Genomic DNA, 13103 nt, shown 5'->3' with positions numbered 1-13103 from the left:
CAAAGATATACGCTGGTTCCGGTGCAGTTGCTTCAAAATAGGCTGTGCGGATAAGCTACAAAAAACATCTAAAAAGATCTGAAATCAAAAATATTCCTTGTAAATTATAAGAATAATAAAGAATTATCTTGAGATAGAACGTATTTGCATAACTCGATAAGGAATGTCTGTTTTTTTGTATTTGTCTGGGCCTTTAGCTGCATGACTTGGATTACAAGTTCAGCAATCGCCCATGATGAACTCCCGTCGCCGTCATTTCAGCAGCAATCTCACGACCATATTACGGAAGTCAATTTTACCGAACATAGCAGCCGCTCTTTGCAGGGAAAATGGCTGTTTTATCCGAGCCAGTTTATTGTTCAGCCCAATCCCGTACTCGAGTCAAAAACAGTTGAATTGCCAGCCTCTTTTAAAACTCTTGCAGGTTCAAATTCTGGTTATGGTACCTTTATTGGTTATTTTAAAATTCCGAAAGAATTTCTCGGGCGACGTATCGCGATTCGGATTCCCACCCAATACGGCGCCTATCGGGTATATGTCAACGGACAGTTTATTGTTCGGCTCGGGGAAATCAGTACTACACCTGAAAAACAGGTGGCTGAAAAAGCACCGCGTATTGGCTATTTTGTTCCAGATACTGAATATATTACCTTAAGCATTCAGGCTTCCAATTATACCCACTTGCATGGCGGTCTCGAACGACCAATGCAGATCGGCGTTGCAGCTACCATCAATCGCCAATTCCAGCAGCTCATGATGAGTATCGCCATGGTGTGTGGGGCGGTGCTTGGGGTGGGGATGTTTACTATTCTATTTTCGGTATTCAGGGGATCACGAGAACGTAACAGTAAAAGTATCTTTGTTTTTGGCTGGTTTATTGTCTTTTTGGCCCTGCATAACCTGTTTTCTGCACCCTATGCCTATTCGGTATTTACCAATATCAACTGGTTGTGGGGAACCCGCTTAGAGTATCTGTTTACTTTTATTGCTGCCTTCTTTTTTCTCAGTTATATGCACCTGTTTAACCGACGCTATTTAAATCCGGTGATTTATTATATCGCGGTGGCATTACTGGTCTTTAACATTATTTTTACCCTATTTTCACCTCCTGAGATATTTGAACGTCTGGCCCTATTTAGTGCGATTTTTGCCTTGGTCATCATCGGTAATTTTATTTACGGCTTTTATCAAACCTTACGTTATAAAGAGCATTATTCACGTTTAAATCTGATTGCGATTATTTTCCTTTGTGTCACCTTTTTGAATGATTATCTGTTGCTGATCAATGTAATTAAAACCACGCATCTGTTCTTTATCTCAACCAGTATCTATGCCTTATTAATCATGTTTCAGCAGTCCCGACATTATGCACATCAAACTTATGAGACTGAACAGCTGAACCTGAACTTGATCGCCCTCAATAATTCGCTCGATCAGAAAGTCAAAGAGCGTACCCAGCAGCTGCGTGAAGTGAATGCCAAACTGGAACAGCAGATGAATATTGATGCACTGACCGGAGCTTTTAACCGGCGTGCCTTAAATCATGAAATCCAGCAGCAGTTTATACAGACCCAACAACAGCCGCAACATACCTTGATTTTTGCCATGCTCGATGTCGATTTTTTTAAAAATTATAATGACTACTATGGCCACTTAAAAGGCGATGAAATCCTGAAAAATCTGGTCAGGATTATTCAAGGCGCTTTGCCACCGTCTGGCTATCTGGCACGTTATGGTGGTGAAGAGTTTGCGATTCTGCTCACTGGAATGCCGGTTCAAACTGCCCTTAAAAATCTGGAAAATGTGTTAAACCAGATTCGGGAACAGCGTATGCAACATCTGAATCGGCCAGATGAAAAAGATTATGTTACGGTTAGTATGGGCGCGGCCTGGGTTGAACAAAAACATGGCTATGCAGATATTCATGAATTGATGAAAGCGGCAGATGTGCAGCTCTACGCCGCCAAACAGGCCGGACGTGATCAGTTAAAAATTGAAAAAGAGGCCGATTAAAAAACATATTTATACAGATAACGCGATTCATCTTCTGGCTCGGCAGAATGGGGATGAAAGCCGCAGTGCTGATAATAACTTAAGGCAGTTTGGGTAGATTGTATTTCAATCTGATGAATTTTTTTCTTTAATAAAGCACTATGCATTTGATGAAATAACGCGGTGCCGAACCCCAGTCTTTGGCAGTGTTGGGCCACATAATGCATCCGGATTTCTCCAGCATCACTGACCAATAAGAATCCGACGACCTTGTCATAGATGAGATAAACCCAGCAATCGTTATACAGCATATCGACAATCAGGCTGGCATGATCAAACTTTTCTAGCCAGGTTTGAATTTTGCTTTCTTCACGCTGATGATCCAGTACACAGGACTGAATGCTGTCATGAATGACCTGAATAATTTGAGGTATATCTTCGACCCTCCCTTCACGAATCATAATATTATTCATTTTCTCGAACATTTATAGGGAAGGTTTATTTGATAAAAAAGAAGAGGGTAAAAAACAGAACAATATTGTAGTTTTTTGAGAATATTTTCCGTGATTTATCCATGTGAAGATCTGTTCTGTTGCTGATTTGTCCTGTTTGTTTATCTCAAGTTCTTGAATCTCATTAGGGAGTTAAAAATAAAAAATCAAAGTAAATCAATTTTTAAATAAATCGAAGTTCGAATCTGGGTAAAATGAGCAAGCAGAGAAGATAAATATTAAAAATAAGCCTCAAGTTTGCACTGTATAAAAAATAGACGTATGCTGGGTCAAAAGGGACTATTCAAATGAATCTTGATCCTATAACCATAAAAATAAAATTAGTCACATGAGATCATCCACCATGCTGAAATTACTGCTCCTGTTATGTGTTTTATTCATGTTGAATGCTGCCTGGATCGTCGGCAGAAAGATCTATAAAGCTCAGCGCCATCTGGCGCGTCAGCGTCCAGAAAAACCGGCACAGATTTCCAGCATGACAGAGCAAGAGGTCATCGAGCAAGAGCAGCAAGTACATCTGGTGGATGCTTATGAACTGGAACTGTTTGACGATGTGGCACAGCTATTCTTTCAACGGCAGGTGCATATTGAGAATCGGGCACAGGCCGAACAGTTACAGCAAGAACTATTACAAAAAATGCCAATGCATAGTGGCACCCAGATTCGTCAGATGGATTTAGGCGAATGGTCTATTTTCTGGAATTTTTATGATCAGTCACTGGAATATTATGTCGGTCGCTATGGCGTATTCTATGCACATGTCGACCGTTTTGGAGAAGAGCACCGCCATGAAATTCGTAGGGAACTTTTGCATTCTGACTGTGCTTAGAACACCACTTTCAGTCATTTTCTACGACTGAAGATCTTAGGCTACGTACTTAAGCCATTACAATTCAGAAAAGATATCTCATGCCTTAGCTCAGATTTTTTCTGCCCCTTGGCGGAAATAGCCCATATAATTTATCTCCTTTAAGCCATAATCTTGCGCTAGAAAAACCTCAAAACTCGCGAGTCGTATCCTCGAAATAGTCATTTAAAATGTACGAAGTCTGGCGAGCAATGATCCGGACTAAAAAGGCAGAAATACTATGATCATTGATTTTCATCAAGCACAATTACAGAAGTTTATTGCTCTGGCGATGAAGATCCAAGCTGAGCCTGAACAGTATTTGCAGTTTGATTCGGTCTCGGATTTTTATAAGGTTGACTGGTTGCAGGATTTTCCGGTTGGTACAGAATACTATATTTCCGGTCTAGATGATGGTGCCGATGAGTTTCATGCCGTGATTTATTATGGCGAAGCGCAGCTACAGATCAGCTGTGGACAGGCACAGCTTTCAGTAAAACTATGTTGCAAACATTGACCGGGCTGCCGGAATTTCCCGATAAAAGAATAATGACATCCGCTATAAATTTGATATAAATTGCAGAGTCATCTCTGTATCTGATTTTTATTCGCATCAGCCGAGAGTGGCATAGGCGAATATCGTAATAAAAATAAGGAAAAATTAGCATGGCACATCAATTCACCGTGAAAGCAATTATCAATGGCGTGTCTATTGATGAATTTAAGCGTTTGGCCAATGATATTCGTTTGCATGAGGCAGTTTGCCATCGAATTCCTGCGCAAAACTTGGAAATCCTGGTTTCGGAAAAGCAGGGGCATATGTATACCCTGAAACGCGCTTATAATCTAGATGTTAATATTCCGGATATCGCAAAAAAATTACTCAAAGATGCATTTCGTTTGCAACGTACCGATGTCAGCGATCTGAATGAAATGACTTCGACGGTACAACTCGGTGCGAACTTGCCGATCGAGGCCATCTGTCAGCGTGCAGTCACTGGAGATGAAGATCAGATCCAGTTCCAGTTAAACTGGACAGTCAAAGTCAAAGTACCTTTGCTGGGTGGCATGTTAGAAAAGCATGCGGAAGGTGAGATTCGTAAATTTAGTGAAATTGAACTCAGCATCGTCGAAGATGAACTGCGTAAAGGTCTCACCGCTTGAAGCAGTCAAATAGTGTAAGTGACCTAATTTAAAAGCTGGTCAGGTTAGACGCAGGATAGTGGTAGTTGATTGGGTGGTAGATCGCTATTTTCAGTGTATTGCCACTATTCAGAAAACCCAGCTTAAGTGCTGATAAAGTTTGCCGTTACATTAATGCTGATGGCCAGAATGGTGGTATTGAATCCGTAGGCCAAAAGCAAATGTAGGGTATTGAGAACCCGCATGGATTGGCAAGTAATGGATACATCTGCAGTTTGCGCAGAAGTCCCGATAATATAACTAAAATATAGAAAGTCCGGATAAGTCGGTCTGGTGGTATTGGGGAAATCCAGTCCACCTTGTTGCTGTTTGTCGAGCGCCAAATAAAAGTCATGTGCATAATGAATTGCAAAAATCGTATGCATCAAGAACCAGGCTGAAATAATGGTCAGAACTGACAAGATTAAATGACCGGTTCGGATGGTGGTATCTTTGGGTAAGTGATTAATTTCAATAATAATCGCTATAAAACACATGATCAGGGTGATGATCACCAGAAACAGAATGATCCATTTACTGGCATCCTGTTGCATGGCGCGTTGCAGAATATGAGCATGATCAATACGCCAGAGTTTTTTTATGGTCAATAATAAATAAGCGTAAATCGCGATATTCCAGCTGATTAACAGGCAGCTTGACCAGCTCAAAGGGGGACTGTCTGTAAAATCAGATAAAATCCAATAATGGCTGGGAAAATAATAAAGAAATACAGACGGGATTGAAGTGCCGTTTTTATAGATTGAAGAAGCTGCATCATGCCATTTATATTTGTTTTGCTGACTTCTCAAGATCCTAACACAGAACCGTTTGCAATAAAGAAGATTGCAACGGCCTGAGTAGCAGCCTTAGTTATTTCCTCTACGACATTTCTTCCTAAAGGTGTCGAACTAATTTGACTGCGCGGATCGCGCAGCAGGCGTGATCCTCTCGATAAATTTTTTTTTGAACCGATGTTTAAACGGATTGAGCGGGTTGTTGGATTGCAGTGCCATAAGCAAAGACTTCCACCATGCCACCTTGCATACCGAGTTCAGTGGTGCTGAGCCGAATACCCATAATCTGAGTCGCCCCGATTTTTTCGGCTTCGAGTTTTAAACGTACAATCGCTTCACGTCGTGCACGTTCTACTACACTTTCATAGCTGGTCAGACGACCACCAAGTATATTCTGCACATTGGCAATCGCATATTTAAAATAATCATGGGAAATGACCACATTGCTGCTGATCATCTGTCCGGAATATCCAGACACAGCGAAGCGGCTATTATTAACCCGGATATATGCCAGACGTTGTTCCTGTTCATCCAGATAACGAAAATGTTTACCTTCGTTATAACGTCCAAAACCGAAACCGACACAAAACAGAATGGCAAAAATGATGATCTGGAGAATTAAACCATCCATGCTTTAATCTGCCTGCGGAAAAGGGTCGGGCAATTTCGGCATGATCGGATCAACGACTACGGCTGTCCCATAAACAAAGAGTTCAGAAGCACCTTGGGCGATATTAGAGGTCGAGAAACGAATGCCGACAATCGCATTGGCACCCCTACTACGGGCTTTTTCAATCATGCGGTTCATGGCTTCCTGTCGTGATTCTTCCAGCAGTTCGGTATAGGCGGTAAGCTCACCACCGACAATATTTTTCAGGCCGGCCAATAAGTCACGTCCGACATGTTTGCTGCGTACGGTACTGCCATACACCACATCAATTTGCTGGCGAATGGTATGTCCCGGTACAGATTCCAGATTGCTAAGTAACATGTGCATGTTTTCTAAATAAATCGCTGGTCTATGACAATAGGAAAACTGCCTCGAAAATGCAATAAAAAAAGCCCACCGAAGTGAGCTTTTCCTGATCTGTCTGGAATTTATTGCGCTGGTTGTTCTGCCGCACGGCGCTGTTCAGATACAGACGGTGTATTCGGCAAGGTATCCGTCGTATTGACTTTCAAGCCGCCCCCAGGGTTTTGTAGACTTCAACCTGATTGTTCAGATTGGCCTGTTCAAGCAATAACAAACCTTGTTCTGCTGCATAAGACGCACGCTGTGCATCCAGTACAGTCAGATAGCTGTCAATTCCGGCGCGGAAACGTGCCTGCGACAAGCGATAGGTGGTGTTGGTTGCTTCGACCAGACGGCGCTGAGCTGCAAGACGGTCACCAATATTCTGACGTACCGCCAACGCATCATTCACTTCACGGAAAGCAGTCTGAATCGACTTTTCGTAATCTGACAAGGCAATTTGCTGATCGGTTTCAGAAATACGGATATTGGCCTGACGGGTACCCCAATCAAAAATTGGAATATCCAGACTCGGACCAAATGACCAGGCAAAACTACCTGATTTAAACAGGTCGCCTAAATCAGTAGAGGCATAACCTGCTGAACCAGTCAGACTAATTGTCGGGAACAGACGCGCACGCGCTGCCGCAATATTGGCACCTGCCGCAGACAAGCGGTATTCAGCGGCACGGACATCTGGACGGTTAATCAGCAGATCACTTGGCAAGCCTGAACCCAGTGCAGTATTTGAGGTGATGCGGGTTACGCGTTGTGCTGGTAATAAATTCGCAGGTACTTGCTGACCGACCAGCAGGTTTAACAGGTTTTGTGCCTGTGCCACCTGAGTGCGGTAATTCGCAACATCATTACGTGCTGTTTCAACCGAGATCTGTGCCTGACGCACTGGAAGCTCGCTATCGATTCCGACATCAAAACGTTTCTTGTTCAGATTGAAGGATTCAAGCTGGGCTTTCAGTGTTTGTTCAGCCAAAGCCAGATTGGCATTGGCAAATGAATAGCTGAGCCAAGCCTGAGACACCTGACCAATCAAGGCAATTTGCGTCGCATCTCGAGCACTTTGGGTCGCCAGGAAATTATCTAGCGCATTGTCACGCAAGCTGCGGACACGTCCCCAAAAATCTAGTTCATACGCAGTTACACCCAGTCCGACATTATAAGTCGTCACTGCACCACGATTCTGGGAATTCATGGTGTCCTGGCGCAATACGCTACCACTGGCACCAATCGTCGGTAACTGGTTGTTTTCAGTAATCTGATACTGTTGCTGAGCTCGTTGAATATTGAGGGCAGCAATACGCAAATCACGGTTATTGTTTAATGCCAGATCCAGCACCTGTAACAGGCGCTGATCGGCAAAAAAGTTTTTATAACCTTGTTCTGCTACAGAAGTACCAGACGCATTGGTATAGCTGCTCGGGATATCTGCCTGCGCAACCGGCTCTGGACTGCGCATGCTTTGACAGGCCGTCAAAGCAAGCGCAAGGGCAGATACCGCAATGCTACGACCTGTAATAGACCATACATTTTGCATTACGACTTATACTCCTGATTTTGTTGTTTTGGTTTGTATTTAAAGACACTTCGAATCCACACGTAGAATACCGGGATAAAGAAGATACCTAACAAGGTCGAGCTGATCACGCCGCCGAGTACGCCATAACCGACTGAGTGCTGGCTACCTGCACCCGCACCTGAAGCCAGAGCAAGCGGTAATACACCAAAACCAAAGGCCAATGTGGTCATGATAATTGGACGTAAACGCATTTTTGCCGCATGCAAGGTCGCGTCAAACAGCTCTTCACCTTGTTCCTGAAGTTCTTTTGCGAACTCTACGATCAAGATCGCATTCTTCGCAGCCAGACCAATCACGGCAATAATCGCCACCTGGAAGTAAATGTTATTCGACAGGTTCGGATTTTGCAGCAGCACCATTCCTCCATAGGTCATGAGCAATGCGCCGACAATACCCAATGGCACCACCAGAAGTACCGAGAATGGAATAGACCAGCTTTCATACAATGCAGCAAGACACAGGAACACGATCAGTAATGAAAGGGCATACAGGAACGGTGCTTGAGCACCAGATTCACGCTCTTCTAAAGACAGACCTGTCCATTCGAAGTCGAAACCTTGCAAGCCCATTTCTGGTAACTTCGCTATGATCTCTTCCATGGCCACCATTGCATCACCCGAGCTGATACCCGGAGCAGGAGTACCCTGAATGTTCATCGACGATACGCCGTTATAACGTTCAAGACGTGGTGAACCATACACCCATTCGCCCGTGGCAAATGCTGAGAATGGCACCATTTCACCGCGGTTATTACGTACATACCATTGGTCCAGATCTTCCGGCATCATACGCGAGCCAGCTTCCCCCTGAACATAGACTTTCTTGACACGACCGCGATCAATGAAGTCATTGATATATGAACCGCCCCAAGCAATACCCATGGTGCTGTTAATTTCAGCAACACTGACACCGAGTGCACCGGCTTGTGCATGATCGACAATGACACGGTACTGTGGAGTATCTTCCTGACCATTTGGACGCACACCAGCGAGACGCGAGTCTTGTGCTGCCAAACCCAGAATCGTATTACGTGCTGCCAGAAGTTGCTCATGACTTTGACCACTTGCAGCTTTGAGCTGTAAGTTAAAGCCAGCCGATACACCAAGTTCAGGCATCGCAGGAAGCTGCAATGGCATGATATAAGATGCATCTTTGACAATCATGTTCAACGCCATACCACGTTGAATAATGGCACCGACTTGAGCTTCCGGACTGTTACGCTCTGACCAGTCTTTCAGTTTAATAAATGCCAGACCTGCGTTTTGTCCCACACCCGTGAAGGAGAAACCTGCCACACTAAACACGGACTCGACATGCTCTTTCTCGTTTTCCAAGAAATAGTTGGTCATGGTGCTGACCACTTTGTCGGTACGTTCCAAGGTTGCATTTGGCGGTAACTGAACCAGCGTCATGACCACGCCCTGGTCTTCATCCGGTAAGAACGAAGAAGGCAGTTTCTGGAATAACAGCACAATAATACCCAGTACCACGGCATACACCACGCCTGAGAAAATCTTGCTATGAGTCATACGGTTGACGCCGCCCTGATATTTCACAGAAACCTTGTCAAAACTGCTATTAAACCAGCGGAAGAAACGCGCAAATATACCATTACTTTGCGGCTTGTTCGGATCATGCTGTTTCAGCAGGGTCGCACATAGGGCAGGGGTAAAGGTTAATGCCACTATCAGCGACAAGACCATTGCTGTGACCAGCGTAATCGAGAACTGACGATAAATAACCCCGGTGGTTCCACCGAAGAAAGCCATTGGAACGAATACTGCCGATAGCACCGAGGTAATACCAATCAGTGCACCAGAAATCTGTTTCATCGACTTTTCAGTTGCAGAAACCGGATCCAGATGCTCTTCCACCATGACCCGTTCGACGTTCTCGACCACAACAATCGCGTCATCGACCAGAAGACCAATCGCCAGTACCATGGCAAACATGGTTAGGGTATTAATCGAGAAGCCGAAGACATTAATCACGGCAAAGGTACCCAATACCACGACTGGAACTGCCATGGTTGGAATAATGGTAGCACGCCAGTTCTGCAGGAACAGGAACATGACCAGGAACACTAGAATAATTGCTTCGATTAGCGTTTTAACTACACTCTTGATTGACAGTTCAATAAATGGCGTGGTGTCAAAAGCCAGTTGGTCGACCATGCCTTGCGGATAGTTCGGACGTAACTGCTCTAAGCGTTCTTCTACTGCTTGGGCTGTATCAAGCGCATTAGCACCAGTGGCAAGTTTAATTGCCACACCACCAGCTGGTTTACCGTTAAACTTCGAATCAAACTGATAATTATCTGCACCAAGTTCAACCCGTGCAACATCACCCAGACGGACTTGCGCGCCCGAAGTGGTGTTTTTCAGGAAGATATTGCTGAACTGTTCTGGAGTTTGCAGCAGGCTTTGTGCAGTGACAGTCGCATTCAGGACTTGTCCTTCAACAGCGGGTGCACCACCGAGTTGACCCACAGCGACCTGAGCATTCTGGGTACGGATGGCAGTCGCAATATCACTTGGCGTGACTTGCAGGCTCGCCATTTTGGCTGGATCAAGCCAGATTCGCATAGCATAAGAACCACCAAAGACCTGAACTTCACCCACCCCAGCCACACGGCTTAAAGGTTCAGAAATGTTCGAATTTACATAGTCTTTGATATCATCGGCGGTCATGCTGCCATCAGGTGAATAGAAAGCCAATACCTGCAGGAAGCTGGCGCCTGATTTGGTAACACGCACACCCTGACGCTGTACATCTTCAGGAAGAAGTGCAGTCGCAGACTGTAATTTGTTCTGGACCTGAACCTGTGCGATATCAGGATCGACACCTTGTTCAAAGTTCAAGGAAATAGACGAAGAACCGTTACCCGCACTGTTAGATGAGATATAACGCAGTCCATCCAGACCATTCATTTGCTGCTCGATGATCTGGGTTACAGTATTTTCGACCGTTTCAGCAGATGCACCTGGATAAGTCGCAGAAATCGTGACTGTAGGCGGTGCAATGGTTGGATACTGGGCAATCGGCATTTTGGTCAGGGTCAAAATACCTGCCAGCATGATGACCAGTGCAATCACCCAGGCAAAGATAGGACGATGAATAAAGAATTGAGCCATAAACCTTACTCCTTATGCTTTAGCAGCAGGTTTTTGTTCAGATTGTTCTTTTGCATCATCCGCTTTTTGCGCTGCACCTGGTTGTTGGGCAGCAGGTTGTGCAGCACCCTGTGGTGCAGCAGCTTGAGGCTGGTAAGGTTTAGCCACGACCTGTTGTTCCGGTTTTACTTTCGCAATACCATCTACAATCACTTTATCGCCTGGATTCAGACCTTCAGTCACAATCCAGTTGCTGCCTTGAGAACCAACGGTAGTCACTGGACGTGGCGTCACTTTATTGTCAGCACCGACCAGCATCGCCATTGCCTGACCTGTTGGGGTACGAGTCAAAGCTGCTTGCGGAATCAGGAAAGCATTCGGTACTTCACCCTGTACGATTTGCGCAGTGGCAAACATACCTGGAAGAAGCAGATGATTTTTGTTCGGGAATACCGCACGTAAAGTCACGGTACCTGTTTCCGGGTTCACGCTAGCATCAGAGAATGCAAGACGGCCTTCAACCGGGTAGATACTGCCATCTTCAAGCTTTAACTTGACTTTGGTATTGTTAGAGCTGTTCAAGCTGCCTTGATTAAGCTGTTGACGTAAACGTAAAAGCTCGGCACTTGACTGGTTGATATCTACATAGATTGGATCTAGACGCTGAATCGTTACCAATGGCTCTGGCTGATTCGCTGTTACCAAAGCACCCGCCGTCACAGACGAACGGTTGGTCTGGCCTGAAATCGGCGCGCGTACAGTCGAATAGCCCAGGTTGATTTCTGCATTACGCAAAGTTGCGCGATTGGCATTCAAATCAGCTTCAGCCAGTTTGACCTGTGCCGCGATGTCATCATATTCCTGTTTGGAAATGGCATTGGTACCGACCAGTTGACGGTAACGGCCTTCCTTCACACGCAATACGCCCAGATTGGCTTCAGCACGGGCAATCGCTGCACGGGCATTGTCTACTGTAGTGCGGTTGGTGCTTGAATCGATTTCATATAAGGCCTGACCTTCACGCACATAGCTGCCTTCCGTGAACAAGCGTTTAAGCACCACGCCACTGGCTTGTGGACGTACGTCTGAAATTTCAAATGCTGTTGTACGACCTGAGAGCTCTACAGACTGCTCTACACTTTGCGGTTGTGCAACAAGAACACCGACTTCAGTCGGTGGCATTTGTTGTTGAGCACCAGCTTGCTGGCCCTCTTTAGGATCTTTGCTACAACCAACAAGTGCAAGACTTGTTGCCATTGCGCAAGCAGTCAGGGCAGGTGCCCAAAGCTTTGCAGACATCATTATTCCACCTCTAATTAGATTTATATCTAAATTTTCTTATTTGTGAGCCGCGCAATATCTGATCCAGACCATATACCACAACGAAATCCAAATAAAACTGATACTCCAGCCGGATATGACATCTGAAGGAAAATGTACACCCAGATAAACTCTTGAGATCCCCATCATCAACATCCATACCACTGCACCAATCACAGTGAGGGTATAACGGGAATGTTGCCGATGGATGTAAATTGCCAGACACGCCAGACAGGCCGCATAGAGACTATGGGCACTTGGAAAGGAACTTCCAAAGCTTTCAACCAGATGCAAGGATTCTGGTGGTCGGGGTCGGGCAATCGTAAATTTCAACAGCCAAGCTAGGAGAATTCCTCCGATAATTCCGATACATATAAAAATTGCGTTTGTATACTTTTTATACCACAGCAATGCAATACACCATAGTGTGGATAAAAATAATACAAATGGCATGCCACCTATTAGGGATAAGGACTGAGTAATTTGATTCCAAAACTCGGTGCGATACAGACTCATCCATTCCATAGCCTGCAAGTCGAGCTTGCTTAAAGCGGGAATATTCAGGATGAACACACTGAAAATTAAAAATAAAATACCGACAAAAAGTAACAAGTAATGCATGCCAAAAATCCTTGTTCTTTTAACCGTTCGCAGATCGGCCAATTGTCTGAAGCAAAGTGTACTTGTCAGTACACTTTTTTTCAAGTGTGCGTATTTTATGCGAATTCCATTTTTTT

At 44.8% G+C, this 13103-nt stretch carries 10 protein-coding genes and 2 pseudogenes; 4 read left to right on the top strand and 8 right to left on the bottom strand.

Translation table 11 applies throughout. The features are described 5' to 3' along the window. Positions 1-201 precede the first annotated feature (201 nt). Positions 202-2013 (top strand): diguanylate cyclase, encoded by a 1812-nt coding sequence (locus HGD77_RS11470; protein ID WP_129716289.1) that lies wholly within the window; start codon positions 202-204, stop codon positions 2011-2013. Here the strand turns inward: HGD77_RS11470 and HGD77_RS11465 are convergent. Beyond that, on the bottom strand, positions 2010-2477 hold the full coding sequence (locus HGD77_RS11465; RefSeq protein ID WP_129716287.1) for a GNAT family N-acetyltransferase: 468 nt from the start codon (positions 2475-2477) through the stop codon (positions 2010-2012). The two genes, HGD77_RS11470 and HGD77_RS11465, sit on opposite strands and share 4 nt — an antisense overlap. Positions 2478-2847: 370 nt before the next feature. Here HGD77_RS11465 and HGD77_RS11460 point away from each other — a divergent pair, with 370 nt between their 5' ends. The 3 genes from HGD77_RS11460 to HGD77_RS11450 all read left to right on the top strand — a co-directional run bounded on the left by HGD77_RS11460 (position 2848) and on the right by HGD77_RS11450 (position 4515). Further along, positions 2848-3333: a hypothetical protein gene (locus HGD77_RS11460; RefSeq protein WP_005106287.1), complete on the top strand. Its 486-nt coding sequence runs from the start codon at positions 2848-2850 to the stop codon at positions 3331-3333. 259 nt (positions 3334-3592) lie between these two features. Then, the gene (locus HGD77_RS11455) at positions 3593-3868 is read left to right on the top strand and encodes a hypothetical protein (RefSeq protein WP_129716285.1); all 276 of its coding nucleotides are present in this window, start codon (positions 3593-3595) and stop codon (positions 3866-3868) included. Positions 3869-4017: 149 nt separating this feature from the next. After that, positions 4018-4515: a DUF2505 family protein gene (locus tag HGD77_RS11450; protein ID WP_004280652.1), complete on the top strand. Its 498-nt coding sequence runs from the start codon at positions 4018-4020 to the stop codon at positions 4513-4515. A gap of 122 nt (positions 4516-4637) precedes the next feature. Here the strand turns inward: HGD77_RS11450 and HGD77_RS11445 are convergent. The 7 genes and pseudogenes from HGD77_RS11445 to HGD77_RS11415 all read right to left on the bottom strand — a co-directional run bounded on the left by HGD77_RS11445 (position 4638) and on the right by HGD77_RS11415 (position 12987). Next, positions 4638-5311: pseudogene (locus tag HGD77_RS11445) on the bottom strand (DUF1345 domain-containing protein). Between the two features lie 197 nt (positions 5312-5508). Then, a complete protein-coding gene (locus tag HGD77_RS11440) occupies positions 5509-5958 on the bottom strand; it encodes a YbjQ family protein (protein ID WP_129716282.1) in 450 nt (149 codons plus the stop codon). Between the two features lie 3 nt (positions 5959-5961). After that, a complete protein-coding gene (locus HGD77_RS11435) occupies positions 5962-6318 on the bottom strand; it encodes a YbjQ family protein (protein WP_004280648.1) in 357 nt (118 codons plus the stop codon). A 107-nt stretch (positions 6319-6425) separates the two neighbouring features. Beyond that, positions 6426-7891 (bottom strand): annotated as a pseudogene (gene adeK / locus HGD77_RS11430) (multidrug efflux RND transporter AdeIJK outer membrane channel subunit AdeK). Further along, the gene (locus tag HGD77_RS11425; protein WP_129716280.1) at positions 7891-11067 is read right to left on the bottom strand and encodes an efflux RND transporter permease subunit; all 3177 of its coding nucleotides are present in this window, start codon (positions 11065-11067) and stop codon (positions 7891-7893) included. Before HGD77_RS11425 ends, adeK begins: the two are co-directional and overlap by 1 nt. Before the next feature lie 12 nt (positions 11068-11079). Continuing rightward, complete coding sequence (locus tag HGD77_RS11420) at positions 11080-12348, bottom strand: efflux RND transporter periplasmic adaptor subunit (protein WP_004814853.1); 1269 nt, start codon at positions 12346-12348, stop codon at positions 11080-11082. A gap of 36 nt (positions 12349-12384) precedes the next feature. Then, positions 12385-12987: a phosphatase PAP2 family protein gene (locus HGD77_RS11415; protein WP_129716278.1), complete on the bottom strand. Its 603-nt coding sequence runs from the start codon at positions 12985-12987 to the stop codon at positions 12385-12387. Positions 12988-13103: the final 116 nt, after the last annotated feature.

Source organism: Acinetobacter sp. NEB149, from assembly GCF_012516415.1.
GTDB classification, from domain to species: Bacteria; Pseudomonadota; Gammaproteobacteria; order Pseudomonadales; family Moraxellaceae; genus Acinetobacter; species Acinetobacter lwoffii_V.
Note: the sequence above shows the minus strand (reverse complement) of the source record. Positions and strands in the feature narration are given on the sequence as shown.

What these genes read in the sequence shown, in the direction of transcription:
- HGD77_RS11470 (WP_129716289.1), top strand. Translation starts at nt 202, where the DNA reads ATGACTTGGATTACAAGTTCAGCAATCGCCCATGATGAACTCCCGTCG.
- HGD77_RS11465 (WP_129716287.1), bottom strand. Translation starts at nt 2,477, where the DNA reads ATGTTCGAGAAAATGAATAATATTATGATTCGTGAAGGGAGGGTCGAA.
- HGD77_RS11460 (WP_005106287.1), top strand. Translation starts at nt 2,848, where the DNA reads ATGCTGAAATTACTGCTCCTGTTATGTGTTTTATTCATGTTGAATGCT.
- HGD77_RS11455 (WP_129716285.1), top strand. Translation starts at nt 3,593, where the DNA reads ATGATCATTGATTTTCATCAAGCACAATTACAGAAGTTTATTGCTCTG.
- HGD77_RS11450 (WP_004280652.1), top strand. Translation starts at nt 4,018, where the DNA reads ATGGCACATCAATTCACCGTGAAAGCAATTATCAATGGCGTGTCTATT.
- HGD77_RS11440 (WP_129716282.1), bottom strand. Translation starts at nt 5,958, where the DNA reads ATGGATGGTTTAATTCTCCAGATCATCATTTTTGCCATTCTGTTTTGT.
- HGD77_RS11435 (WP_004280648.1), bottom strand. Translation starts at nt 6,318, where the DNA reads ATGTTACTTAGCAATCTGGAATCTGTACCGGGACATACCATTCGCCAG.
- HGD77_RS11425 (WP_129716280.1), bottom strand. Translation starts at nt 11,067, where the DNA reads ATGGCTCAATTCTTTATTCATCGTCCTATCTTTGCCTGGGTGATTGCA.
- HGD77_RS11420 (WP_004814853.1), bottom strand. Translation starts at nt 12,348, where the DNA reads ATGATGTCTGCAAAGCTTTGGGCACCTGCCCTGACTGCTTGCGCAATG.
- HGD77_RS11415 (WP_129716278.1), bottom strand. Translation starts at nt 12,987, where the DNA reads ATGCATTACTTGTTACTTTTTGTCGGTATTTTATTTTTAATTTTCAGT.